Source organism: Shewanella seohaensis, assembly GCF_023283775.1.
GTDB classification, from domain to species: Bacteria; Pseudomonadota; Gammaproteobacteria; order Enterobacterales; family Shewanellaceae; genus Shewanella; species Shewanella seohaensis.
Genome location: NZ_JAKILE010000002.1, coordinates 205,649 through 223,298 on the forward strand (window position 1 = coordinate 205,649; position 17,650 = coordinate 223,298).

15 protein-coding genes are annotated in these 17,650 nt (G+C 49.4%); 13 read left to right on the forward strand and 2 right to left on the reverse strand.

Annotated features, from left to right (window positions below):
- The first annotated feature begins 69 nt into the window (after nucleotides 1-69).
- The gene (gene ompW, locus L2713_RS03065) at nucleotides 70-717 is read left to right on the forward strand and encodes an outer membrane protein OmpW (protein ID WP_181382114.1); all 648 of its coding nucleotides are present in this window, start codon (nucleotides 70-72) and stop codon (nucleotides 715-717) included.
- An 84-nt stretch (nucleotides 718-801) separates the two neighbouring features.
- On the opposite strand, the gene L2713_RS03070 is transcribed toward ompW, so the two are convergent.
- Nucleotides 802-1,545, reverse strand: coding sequence for an SDR family NAD(P)-dependent oxidoreductase (locus L2713_RS03070; RefSeq protein ID WP_248966994.1), 744 nt, complete (start codon nucleotides 1,543-1,545; stop codon nucleotides 802-804).
- Nucleotides 1,546-1,662: 117 nt separating this feature from the next.
- Between L2713_RS03070 and L2713_RS03075 the strand changes: the two genes are divergently transcribed.
- The 11 genes from L2713_RS03075 to L2713_RS03125 all read left to right on the forward strand — a co-directional run bounded on the left by L2713_RS03075 (nucleotide 1,663) and on the right by L2713_RS03125 (nucleotide 13,958).
- Nucleotides 1,663-2,097, forward strand: coding sequence for a YbaY family lipoprotein (locus L2713_RS03075; RefSeq protein ID WP_248966900.1), 435 nt, complete (start codon nucleotides 1,663-1,665; stop codon nucleotides 2,095-2,097).
- Between the two features lie 69 nt (nucleotides 2,098-2,166).
- The gene (metA, locus tag L2713_RS03080) at nucleotides 2,167-3,108 is read left to right on the forward strand and encodes a homoserine O-acetyltransferase MetA (RefSeq protein ID WP_248966901.1); all 942 of its coding nucleotides are present in this window, start codon (nucleotides 2,167-2,169) and stop codon (nucleotides 3,106-3,108) included.
- Nucleotides 3,109-3,499: 391 nt separating this feature from the next.
- Nucleotides 3,500-4,690, forward strand: coding sequence for a thiolase family protein (locus tag L2713_RS03085; RefSeq protein WP_248966902.1), 1,191 nt, complete (start codon nucleotides 3,500-3,502; stop codon nucleotides 4,688-4,690).
- 135 nt (nucleotides 4,691-4,825) lie between these two features.
- Nucleotides 4,826-6,325, forward strand: a complete 1,500-nt coding sequence (locus L2713_RS03090) for a CoA-acylating methylmalonate-semialdehyde dehydrogenase (RefSeq protein ID WP_248966903.1) — start codon at nucleotides 4,826-4,828, stop codon at nucleotides 6,323-6,325.
- Between the two features lie 164 nt (nucleotides 6,326-6,489).
- The gene (locus tag L2713_RS03095; RefSeq protein ID WP_086902403.1) at nucleotides 6,490-7,647 is read left to right on the forward strand and encodes an acyl-CoA dehydrogenase family protein; all 1,158 of its coding nucleotides are present in this window, start codon (nucleotides 6,490-6,492) and stop codon (nucleotides 7,645-7,647) included.
- Nucleotides 7,648-7,711: 64 nt separating this feature from the next.
- Nucleotides 7,712-8,485, forward strand: coding sequence for an enoyl-CoA hydratase (locus L2713_RS03100; RefSeq protein WP_248966904.1), 774 nt, complete (start codon nucleotides 7,712-7,714; stop codon nucleotides 8,483-8,485).
- Nucleotides 8,485-9,636, forward strand: a complete 1,152-nt coding sequence (locus L2713_RS03105; protein ID WP_248966905.1) for an enoyl-CoA hydratase/isomerase family protein — start codon at nucleotides 8,485-8,487, stop codon at nucleotides 9,634-9,636. Before L2713_RS03100 ends, L2713_RS03105 begins: the two co-directional genes overlap by 1 nt.
- Nucleotides 9,637-9,736: 100 nt before the next feature.
- Nucleotides 9,737-10,639 (forward strand): 3-hydroxyisobutyrate dehydrogenase, encoded by a 903-nt coding sequence (gene mmsB / locus L2713_RS03110; RefSeq protein WP_047539148.1) that lies wholly within the window; start codon nucleotides 9,737-9,739, stop codon nucleotides 10,637-10,639.
- A gap of 19 nt (nucleotides 10,640-10,658) precedes the next feature.
- Nucleotides 10,659-11,417, forward strand: coding sequence for an SDR family oxidoreductase (locus tag L2713_RS03115; RefSeq protein ID WP_011717645.1), 759 nt, complete (start codon nucleotides 10,659-10,661; stop codon nucleotides 11,415-11,417).
- 207 nt (nucleotides 11,418-11,624) lie between these two features.
- Nucleotides 11,625-11,867, forward strand: coding sequence for a hypothetical protein (locus L2713_RS03120; protein ID WP_086902407.1), 243 nt, complete (start codon nucleotides 11,625-11,627; stop codon nucleotides 11,865-11,867).
- A gap of 57 nt (nucleotides 11,868-11,924) precedes the next feature.
- Entirely contained in the window at nucleotides 11,925-13,958 is a 2,034-nt protein-coding gene (locus L2713_RS03125) for a S9 family peptidase (protein ID WP_248966906.1), read from the forward strand.
- A 122-nt stretch (nucleotides 13,959-14,080) separates the two neighbouring features.
- On the opposite strand, the gene L2713_RS03130 is transcribed toward L2713_RS03125, so the two are convergent.
- Nucleotides 14,081-14,470: a Cu(I)-responsive transcriptional regulator gene (locus L2713_RS03130; RefSeq protein ID WP_086902409.1), complete on the reverse strand. Its 390-nt coding sequence runs from the start codon at nucleotides 14,468-14,470 to the stop codon at nucleotides 14,081-14,083.
- Between the two features lie 980 nt (nucleotides 14,471-15,450).
- Here L2713_RS03130 and L2713_RS03135 point away from each other — a divergent pair.
- Nucleotides 15,451-17,631 (forward strand): prolyl oligopeptidase family serine peptidase, encoded by a 2,181-nt coding sequence (locus tag L2713_RS03135; RefSeq protein WP_248966907.1) that lies wholly within the window; start codon nucleotides 15,451-15,453, stop codon nucleotides 17,629-17,631.
- Nucleotides 17,632-17,650 lie beyond the last annotated feature (19 nt).

Here is a 17,650-nt window from a genome sequence, read left to right on the forward strand (position 1 = left end):
GGCAGTGTAGGCGTCAATTGTTAAGGATGTAATGTAAAACAAAAACCTATGTTGTACATATGGAGTATGATGATGAATAAAACTACTGTTTCTACACTGATCGCTGCCACCCTGTTAGCCGCTGGTTTCTCTGCTTCTGTTTCTGCCCATCAAGCGGGCGATATCATAGTTCGTGCCGGTGCAGTGGTTGTCGCACCCAATGAATCAAGTGATGATGTCGCGGGCAATGGTGAGTTTCAAATCAGTAATAACACCCAACTGGGCTTGAACTTTGGCTACATGTTGACCGATAACTTCGGCGTAGAGTTATTAGCAGCGACTCCATTTAGCCACGATGTGTCTTTAAAAGGCGTTGGTAAAATTGCAGAAACTAAGCACTTACCACCAACCTTAGTTGCACAGTATTATTTCGGTGATGCTCAATCTAAATTACGTCCATATGTGGGCGTTGGTGTGAACTACACTAACTTCTTCGACAATGAATTCACCAACGATTTAAATGGTGCCTTAACTGACTTAAGCATGAGCACCTCTTGGGGTTTAGCGGCGCAAGTGGGTTTAGACTACCAAGTGAATAAAAACTGGTTAGTAAACGCCTCTGTGTGGTACGCGCAAATTAGCAGCGATGTGAAGTTTAAATTAGCGGGTGATACAGTGGTTATCGATACCGATATTAACCCATGGGTTTATATGGTTAGCGTGGGTTACACTTTCTAATTATCTGATTTTAAAGTAACAAAAAAGGAGCCTGAGGCTCCTTTTTTGTTTTTCGCAGTTTATAAAGCTAAACGTGGCATAACACTACTTTTTAGCCTTTTTCGGCTTCCAGTGGCGAGTGTTGTAGATAAACTCCGGCAACAATTTCGTTAGCCAAGCCACTAAGCGCCAACGCTTGGTCACATACACGCGGCGTTTACCCTGCTGCATGGCCTTAATGATTTGCGCCGCCACTTGCGGGAGTGGGGCAAGCCATAGCGTACTTTGCTGCATGGCGGCCTTATCCAGTAAACCGAGTTGGATATCGGTAATGGTAATGGGCAGCTTAAGCCGCTGGGCATGCATGCTTAAGCCTTCCAAATAGTTTTGCGCAAAGGCTTTAGAGGCATGGTAAGCCACACTTGGGCCGCCGCGCAGACCGGCAATCGAGTTGATGGCGGCAAGCTGGCCATAACCCTGCTCGCGAAATAATCTAAATGCCGTATTGCAGATAGCGGCAAAGCCCCGCACATTGACATCGATAATGTCCTGCTCATGTAGCCATGGCAGCTCAGGATCATAGCTATTGAGTCCGGTATTCACTAAGACTAAGTGGGCGCCACCTAAGTCGTGCCAGACGCTTTCGAGTTGCTTGATGATGGCACTTGGCTGCTCAATTTGCAGTGAAAAGACCTGAACTTTAGTGGGCAGGGTCGAGGCAAATTCGCGGAGTGATTCGACATCTTGGGCAAAAAGGGCTAATTCAACCTGCTGATCGGCCAATTGTTTGGCAAGTTCGCGGCTTAAATGTGAGCTAGCGCCCACAATTATCGCAGTTGCTTGGGTCATAAATTTTTCGGCAACGAAATGGTGGCTTATCATAGGAAGATATGCCCAGCATGACAAGATTTATAGCTTGGGCGTATAGACATCCAGAAGTCTTTATGTATGATTAGGAGAAATGAAATGAGACAAGGGTTAAGGATTAGCGGACTGACATCTGCATGGCAAAAATTAGCGGCTATGGTGTTACTAGCCGTCACCACGGTGATTTCAGGTTGTGCCACACCTAATGCGATTGTTGAGATTAAAGGTGAGGCCATGTACCGCGAACGTATCGCATTGCCCGCCGATGCCAAGTTGATAGTGCAGTTGCTTGATGTCTCTAAGATGGATGTGCCCGCCGTAGTCATGGCAGAGCGCGTTTCCCAAGGGGCGAAAACCCCAACGCCGTTTAGTTTTTCGATGGGGCGTGATCAGTTTCAAGCGGGGCATACCTATGCCATTGGGGCAAGGATAATGCTCGGTGATAAGTTATTGTTTATTAATACTCAAGCCTATCATGTCGACCTCAATTCGACAGAGCCTATGACGATACTGCTTGAGAAAGTCGGTCGCTAATTTGTTTGCTCTTTGATGAGTGGCATACGCGCGCCGGAACCTTTGATTGTTGAATAGAAGAGGCGCGGTATGCCAGTTAAAATTCCAGATCATCTGCCTGCAGCAGGGATTTTAGAATCTGAAAATATTTTCGTCATGTCCGAGACCCGGGCTGCCAATCAGGATATCAGACCGATGAAGGTGCTGATCCTGAATCTGATGCCCAATAAAATCGAGACAGAAACCCAGCTTCTACGCCTATTAGGTAACACGCCATTGCAGGTGGATGTGGATTTACTGCGTATTCACGATAAAGAGTCGAAGCACACCTCAATCGATCATATGAACACCTTCTACCGTGACTTTGAGGACGTGCGTCATAAAAACTATGACGGCCTGATCATCACGGGCGCGCCCCTTGGGCAAATCGATTTCGAAGAAGTCACTTACTGGGACCATATCCGCGAGATTATCGATTGGTCACAGCAGCATGTTACCTCAGTGCTCTTCCTCTGCTGGGCGGCTCATGCGGGGCTTTACCATCTCTATGGTTTAAATCGGAAAATCCTGCAGCAAAAGCGTTCAGGGGTGTTTGTGCATCGCCGCACCTGCCAACATTTCCCGTTACTGCGCGGGTTCGATGATGAGTTCTTTGCGCCGCATTCCCGCTTTGCCGAGATGGATGTCGAGGAACTTAAACTGCACCCTGAGCTGCAGGTGTTGGCGGAATCCGATGAGGCAGGGGCTTACTTAGTTCTCAGTCGTAACAATCGCAACCTGTTTGTCATGGGTCATCCCGAATACCAAAAATCTACCTTAAACGATGAATATCATCGGGATTTGGCGCAGGGATTAAATCCCAATGTGCCGCAAAACTATTATCGTAATGACGATCCTAAGGCCGATGCCATTGCCCGTTGGCATAGTCATGGCAGCTTGCTCGTCAGCAACTGGCTCAACTATTACGTTTACCAATTAACGCCCTATGACTTAAGCGATATGTCGGCCGTCACGCCGTGGGAATCGCAATAATTCCCTCTTAACTTTCGGCGTCACACTGTTTTAGTGTTTGTTTTGGCGTTTATTTTATTGCTCTCTTAAATCGAGTGGCTTTGGCTAACTAAGGCCACTCTGCTTATCACGCTGTGTTCGCCATATCGTTTTGTAAACCCCTCTTATCCCGCCTCTTTTAACTCGGTCTAAATTGATTTCGGGCTTGGCAACTTCAGCCTCACCGCATTAACGCTGCTTTTCACTCCCTTGACTGTAAATCCTGACTGACAATTTTTGTGGGATTTTCTCGACACATTAGACCAAGGAATACTTGCTTTACGTTCGCGTAAACGTCAGAGTGGTTTCATTGTCATTATTTATCCGCCGCTGGCGAGTGTTACCGCCAAGGCACATTTAGCTTGGAGTCCCCATGAGTACTGAACAATTTAACCAAGAGATCGTTATTGTTGCCGCTAAGCGCACCCCAATGGGTGGCTTTCAAGGCAGTTTGTCTGGCGTAACGTCTCCGAGCTTAGCGGCCACCGTCATCAAAGCCCTGTTAGCTGACACCCAAGTAGCGGGTGACAAGGTCGATGAAGTGTTAATGGGCTGCGTATTGCCAGCGGGTCTGGGTCAAGCGCCAGCGCGTCAGGCGACCTTAGGGGCTGGTTTACCTCTGTCTGTGGGTGCTACGACCGTAAACAAAGTTTGTGGCTCTGGGATGAAAACCGTAATGCTTGCCCACGATTTACTCAAAGCGGGCAGTGCTAAGTTGGTGGTTGCTGGCGGTATGGAAAGCATGAGCCAAGCTCCTTACTTGCTAGATAAAGCGCGCTCAGGCATGCGTATGGGCCATGGCAAAGTATTAGATCATATGTTCCTCGACGGTTTAGAAGATGCCTACACTGGCGGCGCCATGGGCACATTCGCCCAGAAAACCGCCGATGAATACGGCTTAACTCGCGAGCAAATGGATGCCTTTGCCCTAAGCTCACTGGAAAAAGCCAACGCGGCCATTCAATCTGGCGCCTTTAAGGCGGAGATTGTGCCCGTCACAGTAAGCGATCGCCGTGGTGATGTGACTATCGATACCGATGAGCAGCCAGGTAATGCTCGTCCTGAAAAAATCCCAACCCTGCGTCCAGCCTTTGCTAAAGACGGCACTATTACTGCGGCAAACTCAAGCTCAATTTCCGATGGTGCGGCGGCGCTGATGCTAACCACCCGCGTCAATGCCGAGCAGTTAGGCTTAACTGTGCTTGCCACTATTAAGGGCCACACAACCCATGCTCAGGAGCCATCACTCTTTACCACTGCGCCTGTTGGCGCTATGGCAAAACTGCTGAGCAATGTGGGCTGGTCTAAGGATGAGGTTGACCTATTCGAAATCAACGAAGCCTTTGCCATGGTGACCATGCTGGCGGTTTCTGAATTAGGTTTAGACATGGCAAAAGTGAACGTGAATGGCGGCGCCTGCGCCTTAGGTCATCCTATCGGCTGCTCGGGCGCACGTTTACTGGTGACTTTAATTCATGCACTTAAAGCCCGTGGGCTTAAGCGCGGCGTAGCCTCACTCTGTATCGGTGGCGGTGAAGCGACCGCTATGGCTATTGAGGTCTAATCAAAGGCTTAATCGCGAATAACGGCAAAACAATCAACAAGACCAAGACTGAGCTGGCAAGGGCAAACATCCCGCTGAGGATAAACATAATATCGCACCGCCAGCTCGACCCTAAACAAGGAAAAGGATTGCAACATGACCACACAAGTTAAGCATTATATCGATGGCGAATTCACCACAGGCACTGGTACATCACAAATCGTGGTGACCAATCCCGCTAATAACGAGCCAATTGCCCTTATCAACAGCGCTACGGCCGATGAAGTGCACGCGGCCATTGCCAGTGCCAAGGCGGCTTTTAAGACGTGGAAAGAAGTGCCAGTGTCTGAGCGTGCCCGTGTCATGTTGCGCTACCAACACTTGTTAAAAGAACACCACGACGAACTAGCGACAATCCTTGCCAAAGAAACGGGCAAAACCTTTGAAGATGCCAAGGGCGATGTGTGGCGCGGAATTGAAGTGGCAGAACATGCCTGCAACATTGCTTCATTATTGATGGGCGAAACCGTTGAGAACGTCGCGCGCTCTATCGATACCTACAGCTACACTCAGCCTCTGGGTGTGTGTGCGGGCATCACGCCGTTTAACTTCCCTGCGATGATCCCGCTGTGGATGTTCCCACTTGCGATTGCCTGCGGTAACACTTTTATCCTTAAGCCATCCGAGCAAGACCCAATGACGCCGCAGCGCTTAGTTGAGCTGTTTGTTGAAGCGGGCGCGCCAAAGGGCGTATTACAACTGGTGCATGGCGATAAAACGGCGGTCGATATCCTGCTGGCAGACCCTACGGTGAAAGCCATTTCCTTCGTCGGTTCTGTGGCTGTAGGTCAATACATCTACAAAACCGGTACCGATAACTTAAAACGCGTGCAAGCCTTTGCTGGGGCAAAAAACCACTGCGTGATCATGCCTGATGCGAATAAGCAGCAAGTGATCAACAACCTAGTTGGGGCATCGGTTGGCGCTGCGGGTCAACGCTGTATGGCGATTTCGGTCGCGGTATTTGTCGGCGCGGCTAAAGAGTGGATCCCTGAGCTTAAAGAAGCCTTAGCTAAGGTTCGCCCAGGTTTATGGGACGATAAAGAAGCCGGTTACGGCCCGCTGATCAGCCCAGCCGCTAAAGCGCGCGTGCTCAAACTTATCGCCCAAGGTAAGGCAGAAGGGGCAGAGTGTTTACTCGATGGCAGCGACTTTAGCGTGGTAGGTTTCGAGTCAGGCAACTGGGTAGGGCCGACCATGTTCACTAAGGTCACGACCGATATGAGCATCTACAAAGAAGAAATCTTTGGCCCTGTGCTTTGCTGTATGGAGTCCGATTCATTAGAAGATGCCATCGAACTGGTTAACGCCAGCCCTTACGGCAATGGTACCTCTATCTTTACCGCAAGCGGCGCCGCCGCCCGTAAATATCAACACGAAATCGAAGTTGGCCAAGTCGGTATTAACGTGCCTATCCCAGTGCCATTACCTTTCTTCTCGTTCACGGGTTGGAAGGGCAGCTTCTATGGCGACCAACACGCCTACGGTAAGCAAGCGGTACGTTTCTACACTGAAACTAAGACCATTACTTCCCGCTGGTTCGAGTCGGACATTGCCGTGGCCGCAGGTCCAAATATGAGCATTAACTTGCGCTAAGCGGTTTTAAGAACAGTTTCAACGCATTGTGAAACGGCAGGTTTTTCAGTCTAAACGTGGCGCCAGTTAGTGCCCATTGATGATAAGCCTGCCGATAAATTCACTGTGTATTACGCAAAAGATATTGACGAAAAGAAATGGCCAAAGAGTCATAGGAGAGCCAAATGGATTTTAATTTCAACGAAGACCAACGCCAATTTGCCGATCTGGCCCGCCAGTTCGCGGCGGATGAACTCGCCCCCTTTGCCGCCAAATGGGACGAAGAACATCATTTCCCTAAGGATGTGATCCAAAAAGCCGGTGAGCTGGGTTTCTGCTCCCTCTATTCCCCCGAGTCGGAAGGCGGTATGGGTCTGTCGCGTTTAGATGCCTCGATTATTTTCGAAGAGCTATCGAAAGGCTGTACTGCCACAACGGCTATGCTGACCATTCACAATATGGCCACTTGGATGGTTACCACTTGGGGCACAGAGACGCTGCGTCAAGCTTGGTCAGAGCCTTTGACCACAGGCCAAATGCTGGCGTCTTACTGCTTAACTGAACCCGGTGCGGGCTCGGATGCGGCATCACTGCAAACCAAAGCGGTGCGTGAGGGTGATGAATACGTGGTCTCTGGCTCTAAGATGTTTATCTCGGGTGCAGGTTCAACTGAATTGCTGGTGGTGATGTGCCGCACTGGGCAAGCGGGGCCAAAGGGGATTTCGGCGATTGCCATTCCTGCCGACAGTGAAGGCATTATCTATGGCAAGGCCGAAGATAAGATGGGCTGGAACGCGCAGCCGACGCGCTTAGTTACCTTCGATAATGTGCGTGTGCCGGTTGCAAACCTACTCGGTGAAGAAGGCCAAGGCTTTACCTTTGCGATGAAAGGCTTAGACGGTGGCCGTATCAATATCGCTACTTGCTCTGTCGGTACGGCGCAGGCGGCTTTAGAGCGTGCAACTCAGTACATGAATGAGCGTCAGCAATTTGGTAAACCGCTGGCAGCCTTCCAAGCATTGCAATTTAAGCTTGCCGATATGGCGACCGAATTAGTGGCTGCGCGTCAAATGGTGCGTCTGGCCGCCTTTAAACTCGACAGTGGCGACCCAGAAGCTACCGCCTATTGCGCGATGGCGAAGCGTTTTGCCACCGATGTGGGTTTCCAAGTTTGTGATGCCGCGCTGCAAATTCATGGCGGATATGGCTATATCAGGGAGTACCCCTTAGAGCGTCACTTCCGTGATGTTCGCGTACACCAGATTTTAGAGGGCACTAACGAGATTATGCGCCTCATTATCGCCCGTCGTTTACTCGACGAAAATGCCGGACAAATCCTCTAAGCTGCCCAGATGGGACTGTAGGATTTGGCGATAACCGATTGGAAATATAAGGGAGCCGAAACAGATGGAATATTTAGTTGAGCGTATCGAAGGCCACACGGCGATTCTGACGATGAATAATCCGCCGGCCAACACTTGGACCGCCCAGAGTTTGCAGGCGCTCAAGGCCAAAGTGCTGGAGCTTAATGCCAACAAGGACATTTACGCGCTGGTGTTAACTGGCGAGGGCAACAAGTTTTTCTCCGCGGGTGCCGATTTAAAACTGTTTAGCGATGGTGATAAGGGCAATGCGGCGAGCATGGCAAAACACTTTGGCGAAGCATTTGAAACCTTAAGCCAGTTCCGCGGCGTGTCGATTGCCGCCATTAACGGTTATGCCATGGGCGGCGGCTTAGAAGTCGCGCTGGCCTGTGATATTCGTATCGCCGAAACCCAAGCCGTGATGGCGCTGCCTGAGGCCACTGTTGGCCTGTTGCCCTGTGCAGGCGGTACCCAAAACCTGACCGCTTTAGTGGGCGAAGGTTGGGCGAAACGGATGATCCTCTGCGGTGAGCGGGTGAATGCCACCCAAGCGCTGAATTTGCGTTTAGTCGAGGAAGTGGTTGAAACGGGTGAAGCCTTAAATGCGGCGATTGCACTGGCCGCCAAAGTGGCGAATCAGAGCCCAAGCAGCGTAACTGCCTGTAAGACACTTATCCAAGCTGGGCGTCAAATGCCGCGCAGCCAAGCCTTACCGATAGAGCGTGAACTGTTTGTCGGATTGTTCGATACTGAAGATCAGACCGAAGGCGTGAACGCGTTTTTGGAAAAACGTAAAGCTGATTGGAAGAACCGCTAATGACACATTTAGTAGATAAGGCTGCACACACGTCCACCACACAAAATGTGGTTTTTCAAACCTTAGCCACCGCCTCAGGTAAATTAGTTGGGGTGGTGACGCTCAATGTTGAAAAAGCCCTCAACGCCTTGGATCTCGATATGGTTCGGGCCATGACGGTGCAGCTCAATTTGTGGAAAAAAGATCCGTTAATCGCCTGTGTGGTACTCGATGGCAGCGGAGAAAAGGCGTTCTGTGCGGGTGGCGATGTGCGCGCGTTATACCACGCGTCTGTTGCTGCTAAGGGACAAGTGACTGAGGTCGCTAAAGTATTCTTCGAAGAAGAATATCGTCTCGATTATCTACTGCATACCTATGGCAAACCTGTGCTGGTATGGGGTGATGGCATAGTGATGGGCGGCGGTCTCGGCCTGATGGCGGGCGCAAGTCATAGAGTCGTGACTGAAACCTCCCGTATCGCCATGCCCGAAGTCACCATTGGGCTTTATCCCGATGTGGGCGGCAGCTATTTCCTCAACCGTATGCCGGGCAAAATGGGGCTGTTTTTAGGGCTAACGGCCTATCAAATGAACGCCGCCGATGCCTGTTACGTTGGCCTTGCCGATCATTATCTGAATCGTGACGATAAAGAGCTGATGTTCGATGCCATGGCGACCCTCGATTGGAGCGATACGCCAGCGCTGAACCATCAAAGACTCGACTCGATGATCAACGAACTGTCTAACCAAGTGGACATCCCTAAGGGTGATAGTTTACTGGCCGAGAGCCAAGAGATGATCGACCGACTGATGGCGGGCAGCTTGACGGATATCGTCAGCCGTATGTCAACCTTAAGCACCGAAGAAGCTTGGTTAAATAAAGCCTGTGCGACCATGTTGGCGGGCAGTCCTATCAGTTGGCATTTGGCGTATATCCAAACGCAACTCGGCACCAAACTCAGCCTAGCACAATGTTTTAAATGGGAATTAACCGTCAGTGTTAACACCTGCGCTAAGGGCGATTTCTGTGAAGGCGTACGGGCACTGCTGATCGATAAAGACAGACAGCCCAAATGGCAATTTGCCGATGTGCAATCCGTGCCAAACAGCGTTATCGAGGACATTTTGATCTCACCTTGGGGAGAAGAACATCCCTTAAGCCAATTAAGCTAAGCCAATCGATGGCAGGCAGAGCGAGCGCTTTGCCTGCCATTTTTGTCTGGAATAACAACTATCTGGAATAATAAAGACACCAGAACACAGGAGTGATGGCATGAGTACAGTAGCATTTATCGGTTTAGGTAATATGGGCGGCCCAATGGCGGCCAATCTATTAAAAGCGGGCATGACGGTACGTGTCTTCGACTTAGTGCCAGCCGCCATGCAAGCCTTGGCCGACCAAGGCGCTTTAGTGTCGAGCACGGCATGCGGCGCAGCGGCGGGAGCCAATGTGGTGATCACTATGCTGCCTGCGGGTAAGCATGTTCGAAACTTGTACTTAGGCAATGGTAGCGAGAAGGGGCTACTCGACGTAGTCGCTGGCGATACCCTGTTGATTGATTGCTCGACCATTGATGCCCAAAGCGCCCAATTGGTGGCGGCCGAAGCGGCTAAGAGTGGTATCGAATTTATCGATGCGCCAGTATCGGGTGGTACGGCGGGCGCGGCGGCAGGCACCTTGACCTTTATCTGTGGAGGCTCGGACATCGCCTTCGAACGTGCGCAACCTGTACTTAACGCTATGGGCAAGAATATCTTCCATGCGGGCGGCGCTGGTGCGGGTCAGGTTGCTAAAATCTGCAACAACATGCTGTTATCTGTGTTGATGGTCGGCACTTCTGAGGCGCTACAAATGGGGATTGACCATGGTCTCGACCCTAAAGTGCTGTCGGACATTATGAAGGTCAGCAGCGGCGGTAACTGGACCTTAGAGAAGTACAATCCTTGCCCGGGCGTAATGGAGAATGTGCCTTCTTCTAAGGGCTATCAGGGCGGCTTTATGGTAGATTTGATGGTTAAAGATCTCGGCCTCTCTCAAGAAGCGGCATTATTGAGCAATTCGAGTACACCCATGGGCTCACTCGCGCGCAGCTTGTATGTGAATCATGCAAGACAAGGCAATGGTCGCCGAGACTTCTCCAGTATTTTTGAACAATTTGCACCACTTAAAAAATAGATAAACAAGGGATAACCAGATGGATTTAAAAGATAAGGTTGTCGTCATCACTGGCGGCGCGGGTGGTTTAGGCTTAGCAATGGCGCACAATTTTGCGCAGGCGGGCGCTAAGTTGGCGCTGATCGATGTTGATCAAGAAAAACTCGAGCGCGCCTGTGCCGATTTAGGCTCAGCCACCGAAGTCCAAGGTTATGCGTTAGATATTACCGACGAAGAAGATGTGGTCGCAGGTTTTGCTTACATATTGGAAGATTTCGGCAAAATCAACGTATTAGTGAATAACGCCGGCATCCTGCGCGATGGCATGTTAGTTAAAGCTAAAGACGGCAAAGTGACTGACCGTATGTCATTCGACCAATTCCAATCGGTGATCAATGTTAACCTTACTGGCACCTTCCTCTGTGGCCGTGAGGCGGCTGCGGCGATGATCGAATCGGGTCAAGCTGGGGTGATTGTCAACATTTCTAGCCTCGCCAAAGCGGGTAACGTAGGCCAATCTAACTACGCGGCCTCTAAAGCGGGTGTGGCGGCCATGTCTGTGGGCTGGGCAAAAGAGTTAGCCCGTTACAATATTCGTAGCGCAGCGGTAGCCCCTGGGGTGATTGCCACTGAAATGACCGCGGCGATGAAGCCAGAAGCGCTTGAGCGATTAGAGAAGCTTGTGCCCGTTGGCCGTTTAGGCCAAGCGGAGGAGATAGCCTCTACCGTACGCTTTATCATTGAAAACGATTATGTAAATGGTCGTGTCTTTGAAGTGGATGGCGGTATCCGTCTGTAATATGCTATCTTATTGATATTAAACAAAACCGAGCATTTGCTCGGTTTTTTATTGGGTAAAGATTTGTGTGTGGCAGACGATTTTCGCGCCGCACAACGGTGGATCGGAGTTGACATTTACTGGCTATCCTTCAACAATCGCACTCCACTTTTTTTACATAACTTTACAAATAGGGTTGACATTATAGTGATGGAGTTGATTATCTGAATGTCATGGCAGGATAAGGCCCTTTGGCTTGAAAAAATCACTAAGCGGATGATGCTGATAGTCGGTGTCTTGGGTGTGATAGTGATCTACGGCGGCTTCTTCTTTCTTCTTTTCACAGGTCGTTCGGTCGCGGTGATCCCGTGGTTTTTTCTGCTGTCACCTTGGATTTGTATTTACTTTGGTCTCACGCAAGTGCAGCAGGCCAATGTCATCAAGTGGTTTATCAGAAAAGTTAAAAAATAAGCCCAAAAGGGCTGTAGCATATTTCGGTTTGTTCAGTTGGCAAACTTGGGGAATACAATGGGGTTAGGACGCTATTTACCATATCTGCTGAGTGCAGTTTTGCTGCTGGGCGGGTGTGAGCGTACGGATACACAGGATTTACCCGCCAAGGAAAATGGCGATATTAAAGTTGCACCCTATGGCAGTTGGCAATCGCCCTTGTCTGCGGCCTCGGTGTTTGAGCAGGCCGATGATATTGCAGAGCTGCAAAGCGTGGGCGACGCGATTTATTTTGCCGAATCCAGCGGCAGCGCACAGGGCAAAGTTGGCATTAAACGCCTCGATGACCTTGGCAAAGTGACCGAAGTGGTTCCCCCTGATTTTAATGTCAGATCTACCGTGCATGAGTATGGCGGCGCGGCATTCTTAGGCATAGGCCAGAGCTTGTTTGCCACTAAATTGCAGGATCAGCTGTTTTATCGTTTCGCCCCGAATCAACCGCCATTGCCATTAACCCCCAATGGCACCCGCCATGCCGATTGCGTGGCGTACCCTAAGGGCTCGCGGATTATTTGTGTGCGTGAAGATCACCGTCAGGGCGGCGAACCTAAAGCCAGCCTAGTGACCATCAATCTTAACTTTGCCGGTGAAGGCGATACCTTTGTCACTGGCCATGACTTTATTTCTTCCCCCACGATTTCCCCCGACAACACGCAATTGGCGTGGATTACTTGGGAACATCCCTATATGCCTTGGGATAACAGCGTGCTCTGGCTTGGGGATCTTGACCGTAAAGGCCAGTTAAAAAATATTCGTAAGGTGAATACGCCCAAGGATTCTTCGGTGACTCAGCCCTTATTTGGCCCCGATGGTAACTTATATGTGGTGTCCGATCTCAGTAACTGGTGGAACATTTACCGCGTGACGCCACAACAAACTTTAGCGCCAGTGCTGAGTAAAAATGCCGAGTTTGCAGTGCCCGATTGGCGTTTAGGCAATCATAACTACGCCTTCGAAAATGCCTCGACCTTGATTGCCAGCTATGTCGAAGGCAATCGAGCGGCATTGCTGCGAATGCACTTAGATTCGGGATTAACTGAATCCCTTGCCGTTGATTTTGCTGAGATTACTCAGGTGGTGAAGGGCGAAGATGGGGTTTATTTTGTCGGCGCTAAGGCGACGCCAGAGAAGGGCATATATCGAGTTGTCGGCCGTGGCACAGAGTTAGTCTATGCCCCTGCGCTGCCGAATCTTGACCCTAATTATGTGTCGCGGGCGAAAAATATTGCCTTCGCGACGGGTAAAAATCAGCAGGCCTATGGTTATTTTTATGGTCCGGTGAATCCCAATTACATTGCGCCCCATGATACAAGGCCGCCGCTTATCGTGATGTTACATGGCGGGCCGACGGCGCGCGCATCACTTGCCTATCGCAGTGAGATCCAATTCTGGACCAGCCGCGGCTTTGCCGTGTTGGATTTAAACTTCCGTGGCAGCAGTGGCTTTGGCCGCGCCTATCGTCAGAGCCTGTATGGCAAATGGGGTGAAAGCGATGTGGAAGATGCGGTCAATGCGGCCAAGTATTTAGTGGCTAAGGGCTGGGTCGATGCAAATAAGTTGGCGATTCGCGGGATCAGCGCTGGTGGCTTAACCGTCATGTCTTCATTGGCGTTTTATGATGTGTTTCAAGCGGGTGTGAGCTACGAGGGCATCAGCGATTTTGAGAAGCTCGCTAAGGGCACACATAAGTTTGAATCTGGCTATTTAGATCAGCTTATCGGCCCCTATCCCGAGAATAAGCAACGCTATCGTGAGTTATCGCCACTCAATCACTTAGATGGCTTGAACGAACCCTTGCTGATTTTCCAAGGCTTGAGAAACAAGATTGTACCGACGGCGCAGTCGCGACAAATTTATGAGGCACTGAAAGCTAAAGGCGTGCCGACGGCCTATATCGACTATGGTGATGATTCCGATGAGGGGCGAACGCCTGAGCATAAAGCCGCAGGCTTAGAAACCGAGTTAGCCTTTTATGGCCAAGTATTTCACTTTACCCCTGCGGGTAAGTTGCCAGCCTTGCAGCTGGATAATGTGGCCGCGCTAAAGTACTAAAGCTAACGCACTAAAACAAAAGCACTCACGCCTTGGCGCTTAAGCCTTAGCGACAACCCCATAAAAAAGCCTGCATCCAAGCAGGCTTTTTTATGGCTGGGTTAATGCAGATGATTAAGCATTTAGTGCTGGTGGTTAAGGCTATCAATAATCGCGCAGTGGGGCTGGTCGCCACCTTGGCACTCGCTGACCATTTGCTGTAACTGGCTTCGAAGATTCTGCAATTTACCAATTTGCTCCTCAACATAGGCCAAATGGTTGCGGGTGAGTTGCTTCACCTCTTCGGCATTGCGGCTGTCGTTATTGCGAAGGCCAAGCAGGAGTTTGCAATCCTCGAGACTAAAACCTAAGTCGCGGCACTGGTGGACAAATTTCAACGATTCGATATCCCGATGGCGATACACCCTGTATCCCGCCTCGTTACGCTCACCGCAGACAAGGCCGATATCGTGGTAATAGCGTATGCTTTTGACGCTTAACCCTGTGTGCTTCGCGACTTCACCAATTTTCATACTGACCTCGGTTCTTATCTGTTCTAAAGACTCGTGCAGACAAGTGTGATACTTGCCACAAAAACACCCTTGACTCTCCCGTGATGGGAGACTTTATCTTATACCAATCGTATTAAATATCTGTTCATTCAGCGGGAGTTAAACGGGCTTTAGACAAGGCGAAGGCTTGAAGGCATAGTGGTGCTATGTCGAAAGCCTTAAACGCAGTATAAAGCCCGTTCAACCCCGCCCTTCGGGAGCCTCACAGGCATCTCACTCCCGTGTTACATTGACTTAAAAGGGAATAACCATTTCTTCGTCAATGCGCCTTGGATTGAAATGCCTGTGAGGCTCTGAACTGATTAGATATTTAGTGTGATTGGTATTAAAAGTGCGGCAATGCTAAGAGTGACGCTAAGGCATGAGGTCATTGCTGCGTTTTTAGGGAAGAGGAATAAGATTTTTATGTAACAAAAGACGACTGAAAATCGCAAGATTTTCGCGGTGTGTTTGAATCGAGATAAAAAAAGCCCGCTTAAACTAAGCGGGCCGCAAAAAATGCATTTGCAATCAACAAATTGAAGGAAGGAAGTCAAGCATAAGAACCAGGGATGAACTGACGTCTTAAAAAGACACCAGTTTAAAAGTTCTTTGTTTTCCATATCCGCTAGCGGATATCTCCTGAAAACAAGCACATTCTAGTGTGTCCCAAGGGCTCAAGCAAACGAGAAAAATTGCCCTGACACATTAGCAAAACTAATGATTAATTAAGTGATCTGGCTCACTTAAGTCACTATTTAGCTTGATTAACAGCTTGTCAGTCAGAATTAATGCATAAAAATACACTTCAATAAACTCATCATTGCTACCACTTTGTTAAATCTTGCCTCTTCGCTAGAAAAGCTCATCTTTTGTTGCGGCATTGCCATGAAAAATTTTGCTTGTATAGTACTTGCTGCAAAAGAGCGTTAAGCCGGACATCACCAAAAGGACGATAAAAGATGGCATTAAGATTTCGCCTTGCCCAGCAAGGTTTATTAGTGGCCACATTGGGCATGGCGTTGGCCGCCTGCCAGAGTGGCAATACGCCAGAAGAGGCCGCACAGCAGGTCAGCGCAAACAAATTGGTTTACCCAGAAACCCGAAAAGACAACTTAGTCGAAACTATTCACGGTGTTGCAGTGGCGGACCCTTACCGTCACCTTGAAGAAAACACGCCAGAAACTGAAAGCTGGGTAAAAGAACAACAGGCCTTTGGTCAAGCTTACTTGGCGAAGATCCCCAACAAACAAGCCGTTGTTGACCGTATCACAGAGCTGTGGAACTACGAGAAAATCTCTGCTCCCTTCGAGAATGGCGATAACCAGTTTTATTACCGTAACGATGGTTTACAAGCGCAATCGGTGCTGTATGTAAAAGGCAAAGATGGCGTTGAGAAACCTGTACTGGATCCAAATGGTTTTTCAGCCGATGGAACTGTGGCACTTTCTGGCGTTTCCGTCAGTAATGACGGCAAGATTTTAGCTTACGGTGTGTCTAAGTCAGGCTCTGACTGGCAGCAGTGGCAGTTTATCGATATTGCCACGGGTAAAAAGCTGAAAGATGAACTCAACTGGATTAAATTCTCCAGCGCAGTGTGGGATAAGGAAAACCAAGGTGTTTTCTATGCCCGTTACGATGCGCCAGCGGGCGGTGATTTACTGGCCGATGTCAATTTTAATCAAAAAGTGTATTACCACAAATTAGGCACAGATCAGCGCCAAGATTTATTGATTTACGAACGCCCACAAAATAAAGATTGGGGTTTTGGCATCGATGTGTCTGAGCAGGGCGAATATTTACTGTTGTCAATTTCGCAAGGCACAGACAAACGTAATCGTTTCTTCTATAAATCACTGTTTGAACCTAAAGCGCAGGTGGTTGAATTAATCCTTAACCTCGAAGCGGAATATGAGTTTTTAGGGAATGATGGCGCCGTATTTTATTTCAAGACCGATTTAGATGCGCCAAACGGTAAAGTGATTGCCATCGATACCCGTAATAGTGATAAATCCCAGTGGCAAACCATTATTCCAGAATCGAAAGATCCTATTAATAAAGTGGCCATTATTAATGACCATTTAGTCGTGAGTTATTTGCACGATGTATTGGGACAGTTATCGATTTTCAGCATGGGCGGACAAAAGCGTCAGGATGTCACTTTACCTGGTAAAGGTAATGTCGCCGGGCCTTTCGGTAAGGCGAGCAAAGACTATTTCTACTATGTCTTTAACAGCTATATTCAACCCGAAACCACCTATAAGTTCGATTTTAAAACGGCAGAGTCCACAGTGGTCGCTAAGCCGAAGGTGTCGTTCAATCCCGATGACTATGTGTCTGAGCAAGTGTTCTACACAAGTAAGGACGGTACTCGCGTCCCTATGATGGTGTCCTACAAGAAAGGGCTGGTGAAGAATGGTCAAAGCCCAACGCTTTTGTATGCCTATGGCGGCTTTGCGATTTCAATGACACCGCGTTTTAGTCCTGCCAACATCGCTTGGTTAGATATGGGCGGTATTTACGCCGTACCAAGCCTACGTGGCGGTGCGGATTACGGTGAAAGCTGGCATCAAGCAGGGATGTTCGATAAAAAGCAAAATGTGTTTGATGACTATTTTGCGGCGGCCGAATACCTAATCAACCAAAAATACACCAACAGCACTAAGTTAGGTGCTTATGGTCGCAGTAACGGTGGTTTGTTGATGGGCGCTGCGGTTACTCAACGTCCGGAACTGTTCGCCGCAGTGTTACCGGCCGTGGGGGTGCTAGATATGCTGCGTTTCCACAAGTTCACTATTGGTTGGGCTTGGACCAGTGAATACGGCAGTGCTGACAACGCCGAGCAATTCCCTGCGTTATTGGCTTACTCGCCATACCACAACGTTAAAGCGCAGGCCTATCCTGCAACTATGGTGATGACGGCTGACCATGATGATCGCGTGGTTCCGCTACACAGCTTTAAGTTTGCCGCCATGATGCAAGAGAAGCAGCAGGGCGATAAACCCGTCATTATGCGCATTGAGTCCAATGCCGGGCACGGTGCGGGCAAACCGACGGCAATGAAGATTGACGAGTTTGCCGACATTTACAGCTTCCTGTGGCAAAGCTTCGGGCTGACATTGCCGCAAACCCTCGCAAAATAGCGAACTATGTTAATGAAAT

Bases quoted from the DNA above. Each gene is read 5' to 3' on its own strand.
- L2713_RS03125 (WP_248966906.1), top strand. From the start codon at position 11,925: ATGGGGTTAGGACGCTATTTACCATATCTGCTGAGTGCAGTTTTGCTG.
- L2713_RS03115 (WP_011717645.1), top strand. From the start codon at position 10,659: ATGGATTTAAAAGATAAGGTTGTCGTCATCACTGGCGGCGCGGGTGGT.
- L2713_RS03120 (WP_086902407.1), top strand. From the start codon at position 11,625: ATGTCATGGCAGGATAAGGCCCTTTGGCTTGAAAAAATCACTAAGCGG.
- L2713_RS03100 (WP_248966904.1), top strand. From the start codon at position 7,712: ATGGAATATTTAGTTGAGCGTATCGAAGGCCACACGGCGATTCTGACG.
- L2713_RS03130 (WP_086902409.1), bottom strand. From the start codon at position 14,470: ATGAAAATTGGTGAAGTCGCGAAGCACACAGGGTTAAGCGTCAAAAGC.
- L2713_RS03105 (WP_248966905.1), top strand. From the start codon at position 8,485: ATGACACATTTAGTAGATAAGGCTGCACACACGTCCACCACACAAAAT.
- L2713_RS03070 (WP_248966994.1), bottom strand. From the start codon at position 1,545: ATGACCCAAGCAACTGCGATAATTGTGGGCGCTAGCTCACATTTAAGC.
- ompW (WP_181382114.1), top strand. From the start codon at position 70: ATGATGAATAAAACTACTGTTTCTACACTGATCGCTGCCACCCTGTTA.
- L2713_RS03085 (WP_248966902.1), top strand. From the start codon at position 3,500: ATGAGTACTGAACAATTTAACCAAGAGATCGTTATTGTTGCCGCTAAG.
- L2713_RS03135 (WP_248966907.1), top strand. From the start codon at position 15,451: ATGGCATTAAGATTTCGCCTTGCCCAGCAAGGTTTATTAGTGGCCACA.
- mmsB (WP_047539148.1), top strand. From the start codon at position 9,737: ATGAGTACAGTAGCATTTATCGGTTTAGGTAATATGGGCGGCCCAATG.
- L2713_RS03090 (WP_248966903.1), top strand. From the start codon at position 4,826: ATGACCACACAAGTTAAGCATTATATCGATGGCGAATTCACCACAGGC.
- L2713_RS03075 (WP_248966900.1), top strand. From the start codon at position 1,663: ATGAGACAAGGGTTAAGGATTAGCGGACTGACATCTGCATGGCAAAAA.
- L2713_RS03095 (WP_086902403.1), top strand. From the start codon at position 6,490: ATGGATTTTAATTTCAACGAAGACCAACGCCAATTTGCCGATCTGGCC.
- metA (WP_248966901.1), top strand. From the start codon at position 2,167: ATGCCAGTTAAAATTCCAGATCATCTGCCTGCAGCAGGGATTTTAGAA.